Genomic DNA, 18702 nt, shown 5'->3' with positions numbered 1-18702 from the left:
CAGGTGTTCGAACACCTGCCGCACGACGTAGAGGCGGACCGCCCGGACCCCTCGCGGCTGTTTGGGGATCGATGACTGATTATGGACGGGGCTCCGGCTCCGAACCGTGGCATCCCGAGGACCCGTTGTACGGGGACCAGGGATGGAGAGGTCAGCAGGGCGGTGCGGCCCCTTCGGCGCCGTACGGCGACCAGCAGCAGTACGGCGGCGGGTACCAGGAGCAGTACCAGGGCCAAGGCCAGCACCAGGGCCAGCACCAGGGCCAGTACCAGGACCCGTACCAGCAGCAGCACCCTCAGCCCCAGTACAGCGGCCAGCCTCAGTACGTCGACCCGCAGCAGTACGGCGATCAGCAGTACGCGACCCCTCAGCAGTACGTCGACCCGCAGTACGTCGACCCGCAGTACACCGGCGGTGGATGGGACACCGGTCAGCAGCCCGCGATGCCCTACGCCCCCGACCCGTACGGCACGCCCGAGGCCTACCCCCCGCCGCAGCCCCCCGGTCACCGCTCCGCCCCTGAACCGGAGCCTGCGCCCGATATCGACCCCGAGCCGGATCCGCAGGAGGAGAACCACCCCTTCTTCACCGACGACGGCCCGGCCGACCCCCGCCGGGGCGGCGGCGGTCGTGACCGGCGCGGCAAGACCAAGAAGAAGGGCCGCAACGGCGTCGCGTGCCTGTTCGTCGCGGTGGTCCTGGCGGGCGGTGCCGGTGGCCTCGGCTATGTCGGATACCAGTTCTGGCAGGCCAAATTCGCTCCGGCACCCGACTTCACCGGCGAGGGCACCGGCAGCGTCCAGGTCGAGATCCCGCAGGGGGCGAACGGCTCCGACATCGGAAACGCCCTGAAACAGAAGGGCGTCGTGAAGAGCGTCGACGCCTTCATCGCCGCCCAGAACGAGAACCCCCAGGGCAAATCCATCCAGGCGGGTGTCTACACCCTCCGGAAGGAAATGTCCGCGAAGAGCGCCGTCGAGGCGATGCTCAAGCCGGCCAACCGCAATGCCCTGAGCATTCCCGAGGGCCAGCGGAACGCATGGATCTACGCCCGGATCGACGAGCGCCTCCAGATCGAACCCGGAACCACCGAGTCCGTCGCCCGGGCGAAGGTGAAGACTCTCGGGCTTCCCGACTGGGCGCAGGGCCACAAGAATGTGAAGGACCCGCTGGAAGGATTCCTTTTCCCGGCCACCTATCCGGTCGCCCAGGGGACCAAGCCGGAAGAGATCCTCAAAACGATGGTCGCCCGCGCCAATGAGGAATACAGCAAGGTCGACCTCGATGCCAAGGCGAAGCAGCTCGGCCTGAAGAATCCGTGGGAACTGGTCACCGTGGCCAGCCTGGTGCAGGCCGAGGGCAAGACGAAGGATGACTACCGGAAGATGTCCGAGGTCGTCTACAACCGTCTCAAGCCCACCAATACGGAAACGAACCGGAAGCTGCAGTTCGACTCGTCCTTCAATTACCTGAAGGGCCAGAGTGAGATCGACATCACCGAAGAAGAGATCAACAACAACCACGACCCGTACAACACGTACACGCAGGAGGGCCTCACCCCCGGGCCCATCGGCAACCCGGGTCAGGTGGCGCTCGGTGCGGCGATGAATCCGACCTCCGAGGGCTGGATCTACTTCGTGGCGACCGACGGCAAGCACAAGACCGAATTCGCGAAGACGTACGCCGAGTTCCAGAGATTGAGGGACAAGTTCAATGAACAGCGTGGCAGCGACTGAGGCCCGCAGGGCAGCGGTCCTCGGATCGCCCATCGCGCACTCGCTCTCCCCGGTGCTGCACCGCGCCGCCTACGCGGCGCTGGGCCTCTCCGACTGGTCCTACGACCGCTTCGAGGTGACGGAGGCGGATCTGGCGGCGTTCATGGAGCGGCTCGACCCGTCCTGGGCGGGGCTGTCCCTGACCATGCCGCTGAAGCGGGCGGTCATCCCGCTGCTCGACGGGATCAGCGACACCGCGGCCTCCGTCGAGGCCGTCAACACCGTCGTCCTCACCGACGACGGCCGACGCGTCGGCGACAACACCGACATCCCCGGCATGATCGCCGCTCTGCGCGAGCGCGGTGTGGAGAAGGTGGAGTACGCGGCCGTCCTCGGGGCCGGCGCCACCGCGTCCTCGGCCCTCGCCGCGCTGTCCCGGATCTGCACCGGACCGGTGACCGCCTACGTACGCACGCACACCCGCGCCGAGGAGATGCGCGGCTGGGGCGAACGGCTCGGGGTCGAGGTGCACACCGCCGACTGGGCCGAGGCGGGCCACGCCTTCGACGCCCCGCTCGTGATCGCCACCACGCCCGCCGGGGCCACGGACCCCCTCGTCCCGTACGTCCCGGAGCGCCCCGGCACCCTCTTCGACGTCCTCTACGATCCCTGGCCGACCCCGCTCGCCGCCGCCTGGGCCGAGCAGGGCGGTGCCGTCGTCGGCGGCCTCGACCTGCTTGTCCACCAGGCCGTGCTCCAGGTCGAGCAGATGACCGGACGCTCCCCGGCGCCGCTCGCGGCGATGCGCGCGGCGGGCGAGGCGGCACTCGCCGCCCGCTGAGCACCCACGGGTCCCGCCCGGCCATCGGGCCGGACAGGACCCGGGCGCCGTCCCGTAACGCGTCCGACTGCTGGACCAGTGGCCGGGTCCGGGCCCCGGACGTGGGAGGATCAGAGGAGGCGGGCCAGGGCCGCGCTGCCCCTAGCTGCCGCTGGGAGGTGCCCCCAGGTCGCGCCGTCGCAGTTGAAGGCGCGAGCATGAGGAGCACCGTTGAGCAGGTTGCGTTGGCTGACCGCGGGCGAGTCGCACGGACCCGCACTGGTGGCGACGCTGGAGGGGGTTCCCGCCGGTGTCCCGATCACCACGGAGATGGTGGCGGACGCGCTTGCCCGGCGGAGGCTCGGCTACGGCCGCGGTGCGCGCATGAAGTTCGAGCAGGACGAGGTCACCTTCCTCGGCGGCGTACGCCACGGGCTCACCCTGGGCTCCCCGGTCGCGATCATGGTCGGGAACACCGAGTGGCCCAAGTGGGAGAAGGTCATGTCGGCCGACCCGGTCGACCCGGCCGAGCTCGCCGAGTCGGCGCGTAACGCGCCGCTGACCCGACCCCGCCCCGGCCACGCCGACCTCGCGGGCATGCAGAAGTACGGCTTCGACGAGGCCCGGCCGATCCTGGAGCGCGCCAGCGCCCGGGAGACCGCCGCGCGTGTCGCACTCGGCACGGTCGCCCGCTCCTACCTCAAGGAGACCGCGGGCATCGAGATCGTCTCCCATGTCGTGGAGCTGGCCGCCGCCAAGGCCCCGTACGGCGTCTACCCGACCCCGGCCGACGTCGAGAAGCTCGACGCCGACCCGGTCCGCTGCCTCGACGCCGACGCGTCGAAGGCGATGGTCGCGGAGATCGACCAGGCCCACAAGGACGGCGACACGCTCGGTGGCGTGGTCGAGGTCCTCGCGTACGGCGTGCCCGTCGGCCTCGGCTCGCACGTCCACTGGGACCGGCGGCTGGACGCCCGCCTCGCCGCCGCGCTCATGGGCATCCAGGCCATCAAGGGCGTCGAGGTCGGCGACGGCTTCGACCTCGCCCGCGTACCCGGCTCGAAGGCGCACGACGAGATCGTCGCCACCGATGACGGCATCAAGCGCACCTCCGGCCGCGCCGGCGGCACCGAGGGCGGCCTGACCACGGGTGAACTGCTGCGCGTACGGGCCGCGATGAAGCCCATCGCGACCGTTCCCCGCGCGCTGAAGACCATCGACGTCGCCACCGGCGAGGCCGCCGCCGCGCACCACCAGCGCTCCGACGTGTGCGCCGTGCCGGCCGCCGGCATCGTCGCCGAGGCCATGGTCGCGCTCGTCCTCGCCGACGCGGTCGCCGAGAAGTTCGGCGGCGACAGTGTCCCCGAGACCCGCCGCAACGTCCGCTCCTACCTCGAGAACCTGGCCATCCGGTGAGTGACGCACACGCGCCGCAGGTCGTTCTGATCGGGCCGATGGGCGTCGGGAAGTCCACGGTCGGCGCCCTGCTGGCCGAGCGGCTCGGCACCCACTACCGGGACACCGACGCCGACATCGTCGCCGCCGAAGGGCGCGAGATCTCGGACATCTTCATCGAGGACGGCGAGCAGCACTTCCGTGAGCTGGAGCGCACGGCGGTACGCACCGCCGTCGCCGAGCACACGGGCGTCCTCGCGCTCGGCGGCGGCGCCATCCTCGACGAGGCGACGCGCGAGCTGCTGTCCGGGCTCCCCGTCGTCTATCTGTCGATGGACGTCGAGGAGGCCGTACGCCGCGTCGGGCTCAACACGGCCCGGCCGCTGCTCGCCGTCAACCCGCGCCGCCAGTGGCGCGAGCTGATGGAGGCCCGCCGCCATCTCTACACCGAGGTCGCGCGTGCCGTCGTCGCGACCGACGACCGCACCCCCGAAGAAGTCGCCCAGGCGGTCCTCGACGCCTTGGAGTCGCTGCGTATCCCGGGCACTGATTCATCAGCGGCTGACGCCGCGGGCCCCCGGACCCCCGGCCAGGAAGAGACATCATGACCGAGCAGGCAGTCACCCGTATCCAGGTCGGCGGCAGCGCGGGCTCGGACCCGTACGAGGTGCTCGTCGGCCGGCAGCTGCTCGGCGAGCTCCCCGGGCTGATCGGTACGAAGGCCAAGCGTGTCGCCGTCATCCACCCCGAGGCGCTCGCCGAGACCGGTGAGGCGGTCCGCCAGGACCTCGCTGAACAGGGCTACGAGGCCGTCGCCATCCAGGTGCCGAACGCCGAGGAGGCCAAGACCGTCGAGGTCGCGGCGTACTGCTGGAAGGCGCTCGGCCAGACCGGCTTCACCCGCACCGACGTCATCGTCGGCGTCGGCGGCGGAGCGACCACCGACCTGGCGGGCTTCGTGGCCGCCAGCTGGCTGCGCGGGGTGCGCTGGATCGCCGTGCCGACGACCGTCCTCGCCATGGTCGACGCGGCCGTCGGCGGCAAGACCGGCATCAACACGGCCGAGGGCAAGAACCTCGTCGGCGCGTTCCACCCGCCGGCCGGTGTGCTGTGCGACCTCGACGCGCTGGAGTCCCTCCCCGTCAACGACTACGTCAGCGGCATGGCCGAGATCATCAAGGCCGGCTTCATCGCCGACCCGGCGATCCTCGACCTCGTCGAGGCGGACCCGCAGGGCGCCCGTTCGCCGTCCGGACCGCACACCGCCGAGCTGATCGAGCGCTCCATCCGGGTCAAGGCCGAGGTCGTGTCGAGCGACCTCAAGGAGTCCGGACTGCGCGAGATCCTCAACTACGGCCACACCCTGGCGCACGCCATCGAGAAGAACGAGCGCTACAAGTGGCGGCACGGCGCGGCCGTCTCGGTCGGCATGGTCTTCGCCGCCGAACTCGGCCGTCTCGCCGGGCGGCTGGACGACGCGACCGCCGAGCGGCACCGCACCGTCCTGGAGTCGGTCGGACTGCCGCTGACCTACCGCGGCGACCAGTGGCCGAAGCTGCTGGAGACCATGAAGGTCGACAAGAAGTCCCGCGGTGACCTGCTGCGCTTCATCGTGCTCGACGGACTGGCCAAGCCCACCGTGCTGGAGGGCCCGGACCCGGCCGTGCTGCTCGCGGCGTTCGGCGAGGTGTCCGCATGAGCCGCCGTGTGTTCGTCCTGAACGGCCCGAACCTCGGCCGCCTCGGCTCACGTGAGCCCGACGTCTACGGCGCCACGTCGTACGCGGGCCTGGTCGACGCCTGCACCACGCTCGGCAAGGAGCTCGGCTTCGACGTCGAAGTACGCGAGACGAACGACGAGGGCGAGATGGTCCGCTGGCTGCACGAGGCCGCGGACGGATCGATCCCCGTCGTGCTCAACCCCGGTGCGTTCACGCACTATTCGTACGCGATGCGGGACGCGGCCGCGCAGCGGACCGCCCCGCTCATCGAGGTGCACATCTCGAATCCGTACGCACGGGAGGAATTCCGCCACACTTCGGTCGTCGCGGCGGTGGCCTCCGGTACGGTCGCGGGCTTCGGCATCGGCTCGTACCGGCTGGCCCTGCGCGCGCTGGCCGACGAACTCGACGGCTGAACAGGGCACTCCATACCGGCCCCGGCCGTTCCCACAGGAGTGGCCGGGGGCGGTACCGTTCGGTGCGGGACGGTTGATCGCCGTCCGACGATCGTGAAGTCGTACGAGACGGAGTGGCACCGGATGCAGCACGCAGTGGGGGCCCCGCTGCCGCCCAACGGGCCGGGGGCGGCCGTTTGGGCGCACCAGGCCCAGCACCCCGGCCCCCCGCCGCAGCCCCCGCACGCGCCGCAGCCGGTGCCACCGGTGCAGCCGGGGCAAGGCTGGACCGGCCCTGCACCGGTGTCCCGCGACACCACGGGACACGTACCACTGCCCCCCGGCGGGCCGGTGCCCATACCCACCCCCATGGCTCCCGCACCGCAGGCCGAGACCGGCACCGGTACCGCCACGCTCGCCGTGCTGCTCATCGGCCCGGCCGGCGCGGGCAAGACGACGGTCGCCCGTCACTGGGCCTCGCGCCGCCGCGTCTCCACCGCGCACATCAGCCTCGACGACGTCCGCGAATGGGTCTGCTCCGGTTTCGCCGACCCCCAGTCCGGCTGGAACGACCACTCCGAGGCCCAGTACCGCCTCGCCCGCCGCACCTGCGGCTTCGCCGCCCGTAACTTCCTGGCCAACGGAATCTCCTGCATCCTCGACGACGCCGTCTTCCCCGACCGCCCGGTCGTCGGCCTCGGCGGCTGGAAGCGCCACGTGGGCCCCGGCCTGCTGCCCGTCGTGCTCCTTCCCGGACTGGAGATCGTCCTGGAGCGCAACGCGGAGCGCAGCGGGAACCGCCGCCTGTCGGACGAGGAGGTGGCGAGCATCCACGGCCGGATGGCGGGCTGGTACGGCTCCGGGCTGCCGATCATCGACAACTCCAAGTACGACGTCGAAACGACGGCCCGCGTCCTGGACGACGTCCTGGCCCGCTCGATCGCCAGCCCACCGGCCTGGTAGGCGCGGAGCTTCTCGGCGGCGGGCTTTTCCGCCGCGGCCTGCGGCGAGGCGGGCCGCGGCGGGTGCCACCGCCGCTTGCGGGCCGGGCCCCGCCGAGGCCGCTGGGCACGGGCCACCGGCCGTACCTCCGCCACTGGCTTACGGGCCGGGCCCTGCCCGGTGCCACCTGATGCAGGTGCGCGCCTGCGGGTCCCACCCCGCGCGGACGCGCTGGAACGGCCGAATCGCGCCGGGGCTCTTAGGCTCGTGACATGTCAGAGGTGTTCGCTGCCCGCCGCAGCAGGCTCCGCGACCGGTTCGCCGCGCTCGGGAGTGCCGCAGCCCTGGTCTCCCGCCCCGCCAATGTCCGGTATCTCGCGGGCGGCGCCCCGCCCGGTGCCGTCCTGCTGCTGAGCCACAGCGGGCCCGCCGACGATGTGCTGCTCTGTCCCGACGCCCCCAGCGGCGATCCGGCGGACGGCCGCCTCGACGAGGGCCTTCTGCTGACCGTCCTGCCCGCCCACGGCGGCGACGCCGCCGTGGCGGCCGCCCAGGCCGCAGGGACGGCCGGGGCGGAGTCCCTCGCCGTGGAGGAGCACCATCTGACCGTCGCCCGCCACCGCGCCCTGACATCAGTGGCGCCCCGCCTGAGCCTCACCGACCTCGGCGGCGCCGTCGAGCAGCAGCGGATGGTGAAGGACGAGGACGAGATCGCCTGCCTGCGGATCGCCGCCGAGATCACCGACCAGGCCCTGGGCGAACTGCTGGAGTCGATCCTCGTCGGCCGCACCGAGCGCCATCTCGCGCTGGAGCTCGAGCGCCGGCTCGTCGATCACGGCGCGGACGGGCCGGCGTTCGCCACCTCCGTCGCCACTGGGCCGAACGCCGGCCGCGCCCGCCACCGGCCGTCCGACCGGCGCGTGGAGGAAGGAGATTTCCTCTCCGTCTGCCTCGGCGCGAACTACCGCGGCTACCGCTGCGAGATCGGGCGCACCTTCGTCATCGGCACCACTCCCGCCGGCTGGCAGATCGACCTGTACGACCTCGTCTTCGCCGCTCAGCGGGCGGGCCGGGAGGCACTCACGCCCGGCACCGAGTACGGCGACGTGGACCGCGCGGCGCGCCAGGTGCTCCGCATGGGCGGCTATGGCGACGGTCTCGCACCCTGGACGGGCCACGGCGTCGGACTCGAAATCGACGAGGACCCGCAGCTGGCACCTGCGGCCATGGGTAAACTGGACGCTTGTGTGCCGGTCACCGTCGAACCGGGGGTCCACCTCCCGGGCCGGGGCGGGGTCCGGATCGATGACACGCTCGTCGTGCGCCAGGAGGCGGACGGCGGACCCGAGCTACTCACCATCACGACCAAGGAGCTGCTCGCGCTCTAGCTCCGCAGCAGCGCGCGGCCTCGGTCGTCCACCAGCGTCAGTCCAGGAGATTCCGCAACCGTGGCTTCCACGAACGACCTCAAGAACGGCATGGTGCTCAAGCTCGACAACGACCAGCTGTGGTCCGTCGTCGAGTTCCAGCACGTCAAGCCTGGCAAGGGCCCGGCCTTCGTGCGCACCAAGCTCAAGAACGTGCTGTCCGGCAAGATCGTCGACAAGACGTTCAACGCCGGTGTGAAGGTCGAGACGGCCACCGTCGACCGCCGCGACATGCAGTTCTCGTACATGGACGGCGAGTACTTCGTCTTCATGGACATGCAGACCTACGACCAGCTGCACGTCGACCGCAAGGCCGTCGGTGACGCCGCGAACTTCCTCATCGAGGGCTTCACCGCCACCGTCGCCACGCACGAGGGCGCGGTGCTCTACGTCGAGCTGCCGGCGGCCGTCGAGCTCGTCATCCAGGAGACCGAGCCCGGCGTCCAGGGTGACCGCTCCACGGGTGGCACCAAGCCCGCCACCCTGGAGACCGGCTACATCATCCAGGTCCCGCTCTTCATCACCACCGGTGAGAAGATCAAGGTCGACACCCGTTCCGGCGACTACCTCGGCCGGGTGAACAGCTAACCGTGGCTGCCCGGAGCAAGGCCCGAAAGCGCGCCTTCCAGATCCTCTTCGAGGCCGACCAGCGCGGGGTCTCCGTCACGGAGGTGCTGGCGGACTGGATCCGTCACTCACGCAGCGACGACCGGCAGCCGCCGGTCACCGAGTTCACGATGGAGCTGGTCGAGGGGTACGCCGGCAAGGCGGCCCGTATCGATGAGCTGATCAGCACCTACGCGGTGGACTGGGAGCTCGACCGGATGCCGGTCGTCGACCGCAACATCGTGCGGCTCGGGGCGTACGAGCTGCTGTGGAGCGACGAGACCCCGGAGGCGGTGGCGATCGACGAGGCCGTGCAGCTCGCGAAGGAGTTCTCGGGCGACGATTCCCCGGCCTTCGTGAACGGCCTGCTGGCCCGCTTCAAGCAACTGAAGCCGAGCCTGCGCAGGGACTGACCGCTTCAGCCGGCCATGCGGAAGGGCCCGCAGCGAATGCGCTGCGGGCCCTTCCGCATGAGCGCGGCCCGCGCGGCACGCGGGGGAGGCCCACCCCACCGGCGCCCCGCACTTCCTCGGACGCCCTGCCCGGCCGCGCCCGGCGCACCGGGCAGGCGCTCCGCAGATGCCACTCGGGATCGCTCTGCCCCCGCCCGAGCGCGGCTGGTCCTCCCGGGGCCGAGGCTCGCGGACCCCACGGCCGGTTCCACGAAACCGAGGGGCGGCCGAACCGGGAGCTGCGGTCGGTCCGGGCGGAAGCCGCCCGGGACGGTGCCGCTCAGGCTCCCCGGGTCCGCACGAGCACGTCCGAGGCGGCACCGTCCCGGATACGCCGGAGGGTGGTCCCGGAATTCCGGGACCACCCTCCGGCGGCACGTTTCTGCTGGTGTTGGGTCAGGCTTCCTCGTGGGCGACCGCGCGCCGCGCGTCCGCGTCGAGGACGCCCCAGCTGATCAGCTGCTCGGTGAGGACCGAGGGCGACTGGTCGTAGATGACGGCCAGGGTGCGCAGGTCGTCCTGACGGATCGACAGCACCTTGCCGTTGTAGTCACCGCGCTGCGACTGGATCGTCGCCGCGTACCGCTGCAGCGGGCCGGCCTTCTCCGCCGGGACGTGGGCGAGGCGCTCCAGGTCCAGGACGAGCTTCGGCGGCGGCTCGGCGGCGCCGCCGGGCGTGGTGCCCGGCAGGAGTTCCTGCACCGGGACACCGTAGAAGTCCGCCAGCTCGGCGAGCCGCTGCACGGTCACAGCGCGGTCCCCGCGCTCGTACGAACCGACCACGACGGCCTTCCAGCGGCCCTGGGACTTCTCCTCCACCCCGTGGAGCGAGAGCCCCTGCTGGGTACGGATGGCGCGGAGCTTGGCCCCGAGCTGTTTTGCGTATTCGCTGGACATATAGCTCCCCGGACGCTCTAACGACGTGCGGCTCCGCCGCGCGGCTGGTCACTCACTGTGAGGTTACGCAGCGTTACAAGGCTGCGTCAAGCCGAATGGTCCGTACGACCCTCCCGAGGGGTGTGAGCAGTGTCGGCTCCGGACCCTGGTAGCGTGGACGGCGCAATTCCGACGTCCTTTAAGGTCCGTCCCGTGAGGCGGAGAAGGAGGTCCGTTTCGTATGGACGCACACAGCAGCAACAGCATCAGCACCGCCGACGGCAGTGATGCCGCGCGCCCCGTTCTCGAGGCCCCCGACATCGCGCGGGTACTGACCCGCATCGCGCACGAAATCGTCGAGCGCGCCAAGGGCGCCGAGGACGTCGTGCTCCTCGGCATTCCGACCCGCGGTGTCTATCTTGCCCGCCGGCTCGCCGACAAGCTCGCCGAGATCACCGGCCGCTCCATTCCCGTCGGCTCGCTCGATATCACCATGTACCGCGACGACCTGCGGCTCCGTCCGGCCCGCGCCCTCGCGCGCACGGACATCCCCGCCGACGGCATCGACGGCCGTCTGGTCGTCCTCGTCGACGACGTGCTCTTCTCCGGCCGCACCATCCGCGCCGCCCTCGACGCGCTGAACGACATCGGCCGCCCGCGCGCCGTCCAGCTCGCGGTCCTCGTCGACCGCGGCCACCGCGAACTTCCCATCCGCGCCGACTACGTCGGCAAGAACCTCCCGACGTCGCTGCGGGAGACGGTCAAGGTCCATCTCGCCGAGGAGGACGGTCGCGACACCGTGCTGCTCGGTGTCCGCGAGACCGCTACGGCCGGCGAGCAGTAGCACCCGTACGGCCTTCCGAGGCCGCGGCAGAGGCGCCCCGGCCGAAGCCCCCCGGCCGTAGCCGGAACCCGGAGCCGGAAACCGAAGCCCTACGGGCCCGTGCCTGCCCGCCCGCACGCCCAGCCAACCGCCACACACCGGAGCACACCCAGATGCTGCACCTTCCCGGGGTGAGCCCCCGGACCCCCGGTCACCTCATCTCGGCCGCCGATCTCACGCGCGACGACGCCGTCCTCATCCTCGACACCGCCGAGGAGATGGCCCGGGTCGCCGACCGGCCGATCAAGAAGCTGCCGACCCTGCGCGGCCGTACCGTCGTCAACCTCTTCTTCGAGGACTCGACGCGGACCAGGATCTCCTTCGAGGCCGCCGCGAAGCGGCTGTCCGCCGACGTCATCAACTTCTCCGCCAAGGGCTCGTCGGTCTCCAAGGGCGAGTCCCTCAAGGACACCGCGCTGACGCTGGAGGCGATGGGCGCCGACGCCGTCGTCATCCGCCACCACGCCTCCGGCGCCCCCTACCGCCTCGCCACCTCCGGCTGGATCGACGGCGCCGTCGTCAACGCCGGGGACGGCACGCACGAGCACCCCACCCAGGCCCTCCTGGACGCCTTCACCATGCGCCGCCGCCTCGTCGGCGCGGACGCCGGTATAGGGCGCGACCTGGAGGGGCGCCGGATCACGATCGTCGGCGACGTCCTGCACAGCCGGGTCGCCCGCTCCAACGTGCACCTGCTGCACACCCTCGGCGCCCAGGTCACCCTCGTGGCCCCGCCCACGCTGGTGCCGGTCGGCGTCGAGAGCTGGCCCTGCGAGGTGTCGTACGGCCTGGATGAGGTGCTGCCGAAGTCCGACGCCGTGATGATGCTGCGGGTGCAGCGCGAGCGGATGAACGCCGCGTTCTTCCCGACCGAGCGCGAGTACTCGCGCCGCTACGGCCTGAACGGCGACCGGATGGCCAAGATGCCCGAGCACGCCATCGTGATGCACCCCGGCCCGATGAACCGTGGCATGGAGATCACCGCCGAGGTCGCCGACTCGGACCGCTGCACGGCCGTCGAGCAGGTCGCCAACGGCGTGTCCATCCGGATGGCCGTCCTCTACCTGCTGCTGGGCGGCAACGAATCCGCCGTCAGCAACGCCACGCCCGCCCGTACCGAGGAGACGAAGTAACCCATGAGCAAGATCCTTATCCGAGGCGCGAAGGTACTGGGCGGCGAGGCGCAGGACGTCCTGATCGAGGGCGAGACCATCGCCCAGGTCGCCCCCGCCATCCCGGCCGACGACGCCACCGTCGTCGAGGCCGAGGGCAAGATCCTCCTGCCCGGCCTGGTCGACCTCCACACCCACCTGCGCGAGCCGGGCCGCGAGGACTCCGAGACCGTCCTCACCGGTACCCGCGCGGCCGCCAGTGGCGGCTTCACGGCCGTGTTCGCCATGGCCAACACCTTCCCCGTCGCCGACACCGCCGGCGTCGTCGAGCAGGTCTGGCGGCTCGGCAAGGAGCACGGCTACTGCGACGTGCAGCCCATCGGCGCCGTCACCGTCGGCCTGGAGGGCAAGAAGCTCGCCGAACTCGGCGCGATGCACGACTCCGCCGCCGGGGTCACCGTCTTCTCCGACGACGGCAAGTGCGTCGACGACGCCGTGATCATGCGCCGCGCGCTGGAGTACGTGAAGGCCTTCGGCGGTGTCGTCGCACAGCACGCCCAGGAGCCGCGGCTCACCGAGGGCGCCCAGATGAACGAGGGCGTCGTCTCCGCCGAGCTGGGCCTCGGCGGCTGGCCGGCCGTCGCCGAGGAGTCGATCATCGCCCGCGACGTCCTCCTCGCCGAGCACGTCGGCTCCCGCGTCCACATCTGCCACCTCTCCACCGCCGGCTCGGTCGAGATCGTCCGCTGGGCCAAGTCCCGCGGCATCGACGTCACCGCCGAGGTCACCCCGCACCACCTCCTCCTCACCGACGAGCTGGTACGGACGTACAACCCGGTCTACAAGGTCAACCCGCCGCTGCGCACGGAGCGCGACGTCATGGCGCTGCGCGAGGCCCTGGCCGACGGCACGATCGACATCGTCGCCACCGACCACGCCCCGCACCCGCACGAGGACAAGGACTGCGAGTGGGCCGCGGCCGCCATGGGCATGGTCGGCCTGGAGACGGCCCTGTCGGTCGTCCAGCGGACGATGGTCGAGACCGGCCTGCTGACCTGGGAGGGCGTCGCCGACCGGATGTCCTTCGCCCCCGCCAGGATCGGCCGCGCGGAGGGCCACGGCCGTCCCGTCTCGGCAGGTGAGCCCGCCAACCTCACGCTGCTCGATCCGTCATACCGTGGAACCGTGGACCCCGCGGGCTTCGCCTCCCGCAGCCGCAACACCCCCTACGAGGGGCGCGAGCTGCCGGGTCGCGTCACCCACACCTTCCTGCGGGGCCGGGCGACGCTCATGGACGGAAAGCTGGCGTGACACCTGCACTGATCAACCCGGCGGTCGGACTGGCGGCGGAGCAGCGGTCGGCGGAAGTGACCGACTGGGCCGCCCGCCTCGGCTGGGTGGCCGGACTGCTGGCCTTCATCGCCCTGGTCTACTGGCTGATGCGCCAGGGCTGGAAGTGGCGCGGTGAGCTCCAGTCGGGGCTGCCGGAGCTGCCCGCCTCGCCCGGGACCCAGGGCGAGCCGAAGCTCACGCTGAGCGGCCGCTACCACGGCTCCACGACCGCCGGGCAGTGGCTCGACCGGATCGTCGCGCGTGGCCTCGGCAACCGCAGCCGCGTCGAGCTGACGCTGACCGACGCGGGAATCGACGTCGTACGCCCCGGGGCCACCGACTTCTTCATCCCGGCCGCCGCCCTGACCGAGGCCCGCCTCGACAAGGGCATCGCCGGAAAGGTCCTCGCCGAAGGCGGACTGCTGATCGTCACCTGGGCGCACGGCGACAAGCAGATCGACTCCGGCTTCCGCTCCGACCAGGCGGCCGAGCACGCCGCCTGGGTCGAAGCCATCAACTCCCTGAACCACACGAAAACGACGGAAGGCGCCGCACGATGACGACCTCCACCAGGGGAACCAGGGTTCCCGCCGTACTCGTCCTGGAGGACGGCCGTATCTTCCGCGGCCGCGCCTACGGGGCCGTGGGGGTGACCTTCGGCGAGGCCGTGTTCTCCACCGGCATGACCGGCTACCAGGAGACCCTCACCGACCCGTCGTACCACCGGCAGGTCGTCGTGATGACCGCCCCGCACGTCGGGAACACCGGTGTCAACGACGAGGACCCCGAGTCCTCCCGCATCTGGGTGTCCGGTTACGTCGTCCGCGACCCCGCCCGCGTCTCCTCCAACTGGCGCGCCAAGCGCTCGCTGGACGAGGAGCTTGCCCACCAGGGCGTCGTCGGCATCAGCGGCGTCGACACCCGTGCCCTCACCCGCCATCTGCGCGAGCGCGGCGCCATGCGCGTCGGCATCTTCTCCGGCAACGCGCTGCCCGACGAGGGCACGATGCTCGCCGAGGTGCGCCAGGCCCCCGAGATGACGGGCGCGAACCTCTCCGCCGAGGTCGCCACCAAGGAGACGTACGTCGTCCCCGCCATCGGTGAGAAGAAGTTCACCGTCGCCGCCGTCGACCTCGGCATCAAGGGCATGACGCCGCACCGGATGGCCGAGCGCGGCATCGAGGTGCACGTCCTGCCCGCCACCGCCACCGCCGAGGACGTCTACGCCGTCAACCCCGACGGTGTGTTCTTCTCCAACGGCCCCGGTGACCCGGCGACCGCCGACCACGCGGTCTCCGTCATGCGCGAGGTCCTCTCCAGGAAGACCCCGCTGTTCGGCATCTGCTTCGGCAACCAGATCCTCGGCCGGTCGCTCGGCTTCGGCACGTACAAGCTGAAGTACGGCCACCGCGGCATCAACCAGCCCGTGCAGGACCGGACGACCGGCAAGGTCGAGGTCACCGCGCACAACCACGGCTTCGCCGTCGACGCCCCGCTCGACAAGGTCTCCGAGACCCCCTACGGCCGCGCCGAGGTCTCCCACGTCTGTCTGAACGACAACGTGGTGGAGGGCCTCCAGCTGCTCGACCAGCCGGCCTTCAGTGTCCAGTACCACCCCGAGGCGGCCGCGGGCCCGCACGACGCCGCGTACCTGTTCGACCGCTTCGTTTCCCTGATGGAGGGCCAGCGTGCCTAAGCGCACCGATATCCAGTCCGTCCTGGTCATCGGCTCCGGCCCGATCGTCATCGGCCAGGCCGCCGAGTTCGACTACTCCGGCACCCAGGCCTGCCGGGTCCTCAAGTCCGAGGGCCTGCGCGTCATCCTGGTGAACTCCAACCCGGCGACGATCATGACCGACCCGGAGATCGCCGACGCCACGTACGTCGAGCCGATCACCCCCGAGTTCGTCGAGAAGATCATCGCCAAGGAGCGCCCCGACGCCCTCCTGCCCACCCTCGGCGGCCAGACCGCGCTGAACACCGCGATCTCCATGCACGAGCAGGGAGTGCTGGAGAAGTACGGCGTCGAGCTCATCGGCGCCAACGTCGAGGCCATCAACAAGGGCGAGGACCGCGACCTCTTCAAGGACGTCGTGGAGGAGGTCCGCAAGAAGATCGGCCACGGCGAGTCCGCCCGCTCGGTCATCTGCCACTCCATGGAGGACGTCCTGAAGGGCGTCGAGACGCTCGGCGGCTACCCCGTCGTCGTCCGCCCCTCCTTCACCATGGGCGGCGCCGGCTCCGGCTTCGCGCACGACGAGGAGGAGCTGCGCCGTATCGCCGGTCAGGGCCTCACGCTCTCCCCGACCACCGAGGTGCTCCTGGAGGAGTCCATCCTCGGCTGGAAGGAGTACGAGCTGGAGCTGATGCGCGACAAGAACGACAACGTCGTGGTCGTGTGCTCCATCGAGAACTTCGACCCGATGGGCGTGCACACCGGTGACTCGATCACCGTCGCCCCGGCGATGACGCTGACCGACCGCGAGTACCAGCGGCTGCGCGACATCGGCATCGCGATCATCCGCGAGGTCGGCGTCGACACCGGCGGCTGCAACATCCAGTTCGCGGTCAACCCCGACGACGGACGGATCATCGTCATCGAGATGAACCCGCGGGTTTCGCGGTCCTCCGCGCTCGCGTCGAAGGCCACCGGCTTCCCGATCGCGAAGATCGCGGCCCGGCTCGCCGTCGGCTACACGCTGGACGAGATCCCCAACGACATCACCGAGAAGACGCCCGCGTCCTTCGAGCCCACGCTCGACTACGTGGTCGTCAAGGCCCCGCGCTTCGCGTTCGAGAAGTTCCCGTCCGCCGACGCGACGCTCACTACCACCATGAAGTCGGTGGGCGAGGCCATGGCCATCGGCCGTAACTTCACCGAGGCGCTCCAGAAGGCCCTGCGCTCGCTGGAGAAGAAGGGCTCGCAGTTCGCCTTCACCGGCGAGCCCGGCGACAAGGCCGAGCTGCTGGAGCTCGCGGTCCGCCCGACCGACGGCCGGATCAACACCGTCATGCAGGCCATCCGCGCCGGCGCCACTCCGGAAGAGGTCTTCGAAGCCACGAAGATCGACCCCTGGTTCGTCGACCAGCTCTTCCTGATCAAGGAGCTCGCCGACGAGCTGGCCGCCGCCGAGAAGCTCGACCCCGAGCTGCTCGCCGAGGCCAAGCGGCACGGCTTCTCCGACGCCCAGATCGCCGAGATCCGCGGCCTGCGCGAGGACGTCGTCCGCGAGGTCCGGCACGCCCTCGGCGTGCGCCCGGTCTACAAGACGGTCGACACCTGCGCCGCCGAGTTCGCCGCCAAGACCCCGTACTTCTACTCCTCGTACGACGAGGAGAGCGAGGTCGCGCCGCGCGAGAAGCCCGCCGTGATCATCCTGGGCTCCGGCCCGAACCGGATCGGCCAGGGCATCGAGTTCGACTACTCCTGCGTCCATGCCTCCTTCGCGCTGAGCGACGCGGGCTACGAGACCGTGATGGTCAACTGCAACCCGGAGACCGTCTCGACGGACTACGACACCTCCGACCGCCTGTACTTCGAGCCGCTGACGCTCGAGGACGTGCTGGAGATCGTCCACGCCGAGACGCTGGCCGGTCCGGTCGCCGGCGTCGTCGTCCAGCTCGGCGGCCAGACCCCGCTGGGTCTGTCGCAGGCGCTCAAGGACAACGGCGTCCCGATCGTCGGCACGTCCCCCGAGGCGATCCACGCCGCCGAGGACCGCGGCGCCTTCGGCCGCGTTCTCGCCGACGCCGGTCTCCCGGCGCCCAAGCACGGCACCGCGACCACCTTCGCCGGGGCCAAGGCCATCGCCGACGAGATCGGCTACCCCGTCCTCGTACGCCCCTCGTACGTGCTCGGCGGCCGCGGCATGGAGATCGTGTACGACGAGGCCCGCCTCCAGTCGTACATCGCCGAGTCCACCGAGATCAGCCCCGACCGGCCGGTCCTGGTCGACCGCTTCCTCGACGACGCCATCGAGATCGACGTCGACGCGCTCTACGACGGCACCGAGCTCTACCTCGGCGGCGTCATGGAGCACATCGAGGAGGCCGGTATCCACTCCGGCGACTCCGCCTGCGCGCTGCCCCCGATCACGCTCGGCGGCTTCGACATCAAGCGCCTGCGCGCCTCCACCGAGGCGATCGCGCGCGGCGTCGGCGTACGCGGCCTGATCAACATCCAGTTCGCGATGGCGGGCGACATCCTGTACGTCCTGGAGGCCAACCCGCGCGCCTCCCGGACCGTGCCCTTCACCTCGAAGGCGACCGCGGTGCCGCTCGCGAAGGCCGCCGCGCGGATCTCGCTCGGCGCCACCATCGCCGAACTGCGCGCCGAGGGCCTGCTCCCGGAGAACGGCGACGGCGGCACGCTGCCGATGGACGCCCCGATCTCCGTCAAGGAGGCCGTCATGCCGTGGTCGCGCTTCCGCGACATCCACGGCCGCGGCGTCGACACCGTCCTCGGCCCGGAGATGCGCTCCACGGGCGAGGTCATGGGCATCGACACGGTCTTCGGCACGGCGTACGCCAAGTCGCAGGCCGGTGCCTACGGTCCGCTGCCGACCAAGGGCCGGGCGTTCATCTCCGTCGCCAACCGTGACAAGCGCTCGATGATCTTCCCCGCGCGCGAACTGGTCGCCCACGGCTTCGAGCTGCTGGCCACCTCCGGCACCGCCGAGGTGCTCAAGCGCAACGGAATCAACGCCACCGTCGTGCGCAAGCAGTCCGAGGGCGAGGGCCCGAACGGCGAGAAGACCATCGTCCAGCTCATCCACGACGGCCAGGTCGACCTCATCGTCAACACCCCGTACGGCACCGGTGGCCGCCTCGACGGCTACGACATCCGTACGGCGGCCGTGGCCCGCTCCGTGCCGTGCCTGACGACGGTCCAGGCGCTCGCCGCCGCCGTCCAGGGCATCGACGCGCTCAACCACGGTGACGTGGGCGTCCGTTCCCTCCAGGAACACGCCGAACACCTGACCGCGGCCCGCGCCTAGCAGCCCACGAGGGGGACACCGTCGAAACGG

At 70.9% G+C, this 18702-nt stretch carries 17 protein-coding genes; 16 read left to right on the top strand and 1 reads right to left on the bottom strand.

Annotated features, from left to right (window positions below):
- Window positions 1-71: 71 nt before the first annotated feature.
- The 10 genes from mltG (at window position 72) to nusB (ending at window position 9433) form a co-directional block, all read left to right on the top strand.
- Window positions 72-1736, top strand: coding sequence for an endolytic transglycosylase MltG (mltG, locus tag ABT342_RS08745; protein WP_351569081.1), 1665 nt, complete (start codon window positions 72-74; stop codon window positions 1734-1736).
- Window positions 1714-2556 carry a shikimate dehydrogenase gene (locus tag ABT342_RS08740; RefSeq protein WP_351569079.1) on the top strand — a complete coding sequence of 281 codons (843 nt, stop codon included), beginning with the start codon at window positions 1714-1716 and terminating at the stop codon, window positions 2554-2556. Before mltG ends, ABT342_RS08740 begins: the two co-directional genes overlap by 23 nt.
- A 210-nt stretch (window positions 2557-2766) precedes the next feature.
- Entirely contained in the window at window positions 2767-3951 is a 1185-nt protein-coding gene (gene aroC, locus ABT342_RS08735) for a chorismate synthase (protein ID WP_351569077.1), read from the top strand.
- A gap of 38 nt (window positions 3952-3989) precedes the next feature.
- On the top strand, window positions 3990-4538 hold the full coding sequence (locus ABT342_RS08730) for a shikimate kinase (protein WP_351569628.1): 549 nt from the start codon (window positions 3990-3992) through the stop codon (window positions 4536-4538).
- A complete protein-coding gene (aroB, locus tag ABT342_RS08725) occupies window positions 4535-5629 on the top strand; it encodes a 3-dehydroquinate synthase (RefSeq protein WP_351569075.1) in 1095 nt (364 codons plus the stop codon). Before ABT342_RS08730 ends, aroB begins: the two co-directional genes overlap by 4 nt.
- Complete coding sequence (gene aroQ / locus ABT342_RS08720) at window positions 5626-6066, top strand: type II 3-dehydroquinate dehydratase (protein ID WP_351569072.1); 441 nt, start codon at window positions 5626-5628, stop codon at window positions 6064-6066. The genes aroB and aroQ overlap by 4 nt, the downstream gene beginning before the upstream one ends.
- A 123-nt stretch (window positions 6067-6189) precedes the next feature.
- The gene (locus ABT342_RS08715; RefSeq protein WP_351569070.1) at window positions 6190-7008 is read left to right on the top strand and encodes a Pro-rich N-terminal domain-containing protein; all 819 of its coding nucleotides are present in this window, start codon (window positions 6190-6192) and stop codon (window positions 7006-7008) included.
- Window positions 7009-7259: 251 nt separating this feature from the next.
- Window positions 7260-8375 (top strand): aminopeptidase P family protein, encoded by a 1116-nt coding sequence (locus tag ABT342_RS08710; protein ID WP_351569068.1) that lies wholly within the window; start codon window positions 7260-7262, stop codon window positions 8373-8375.
- A gap of 60 nt (window positions 8376-8435) precedes the next feature.
- Window positions 8436-9002 carry an elongation factor P gene (efp, locus tag ABT342_RS08705; protein ID WP_351569065.1) on the top strand — a complete coding sequence of 189 codons (567 nt, stop codon included), beginning with the start codon at window positions 8436-8438 and terminating at the stop codon, window positions 9000-9002.
- Window positions 9003-9004: 2 nt separating this feature from the next.
- Entirely contained in the window at window positions 9005-9433 is a 429-nt protein-coding gene (gene nusB, locus ABT342_RS08700; RefSeq protein WP_351569062.1) for a transcription antitermination factor NusB, read from the top strand.
- Window positions 9434-9868: 435 nt separating this feature from the next.
- Here nusB and bldD read toward each other — a convergent pair whose 3' ends face one another.
- Entirely contained in the window at window positions 9869-10369 is a 501-nt protein-coding gene (bldD, locus tag ABT342_RS08695) for a transcriptional regulator BldD (RefSeq protein WP_064068023.1), read from the bottom strand.
- Between the two features lie 220 nt (window positions 10370-10589).
- On the opposite strand from bldD, the gene pyrR reads away from it, so the two are divergent.
- From pyrR to carB, 6 genes are all read left to right on the top strand, one after another.
- Window positions 10590-11192 (top strand): bifunctional pyr operon transcriptional regulator/uracil phosphoribosyltransferase PyrR, encoded by a 603-nt coding sequence (gene pyrR / locus ABT342_RS08690; RefSeq protein ID WP_351569059.1) that lies wholly within the window; start codon window positions 10590-10592, stop codon window positions 11190-11192.
- A gap of 152 nt (window positions 11193-11344) precedes the next feature.
- Window positions 11345-12364, top strand: coding sequence for an aspartate carbamoyltransferase catalytic subunit (locus ABT342_RS08685; RefSeq protein WP_351569057.1), 1020 nt, complete (start codon window positions 11345-11347; stop codon window positions 12362-12364).
- Window positions 12365-12367: 3 nt separating this feature from the next.
- Window positions 12368-13654 (top strand): dihydroorotase, encoded by a 1287-nt coding sequence (locus tag ABT342_RS08680; RefSeq protein ID WP_351569055.1) that lies wholly within the window; start codon window positions 12368-12370, stop codon window positions 13652-13654.
- Window positions 13651-14235: a PH-like domain-containing protein gene (locus ABT342_RS08675; RefSeq protein WP_351569053.1), complete on the top strand. Its 585-nt coding sequence runs from the start codon at window positions 13651-13653 to the stop codon at window positions 14233-14235. The genes ABT342_RS08680 and ABT342_RS08675 overlap by 4 nt, the downstream gene beginning before the upstream one ends.
- Window positions 14232-15371 carry a glutamine-hydrolyzing carbamoyl-phosphate synthase small subunit gene (gene carA / locus ABT342_RS08670; protein WP_351569050.1) on the top strand — a complete coding sequence of 380 codons (1140 nt, stop codon included), beginning with the start codon at window positions 14232-14234 and terminating at the stop codon, window positions 15369-15371. Before ABT342_RS08675 ends, carA begins: the two co-directional genes overlap by 4 nt.
- Window positions 15364-18672 carry a carbamoyl-phosphate synthase large subunit gene (gene carB, locus ABT342_RS08665; RefSeq protein WP_351569047.1) on the top strand — a complete coding sequence of 1103 codons (3309 nt, stop codon included), beginning with the start codon at window positions 15364-15366 and terminating at the stop codon, window positions 18670-18672. The genes carA and carB overlap by 8 nt, the downstream gene beginning before the upstream one ends.
- The last annotated feature ends 30 nt before the right edge of the window (window positions 18673-18702 follow it).

The organism is Streptomyces sp. NPDC000410, from assembly GCF_040300305.1.
In the GTDB taxonomy this organism is placed as follows: Bacteria; Actinomycetota; Actinomycetes; order Streptomycetales; family Streptomycetaceae; genus Streptomyces.
The sequence above is the reverse complement of the archived record's forward strand: the minus strand, read 5'-3'. Positions and strand labels throughout refer to the sequence as shown.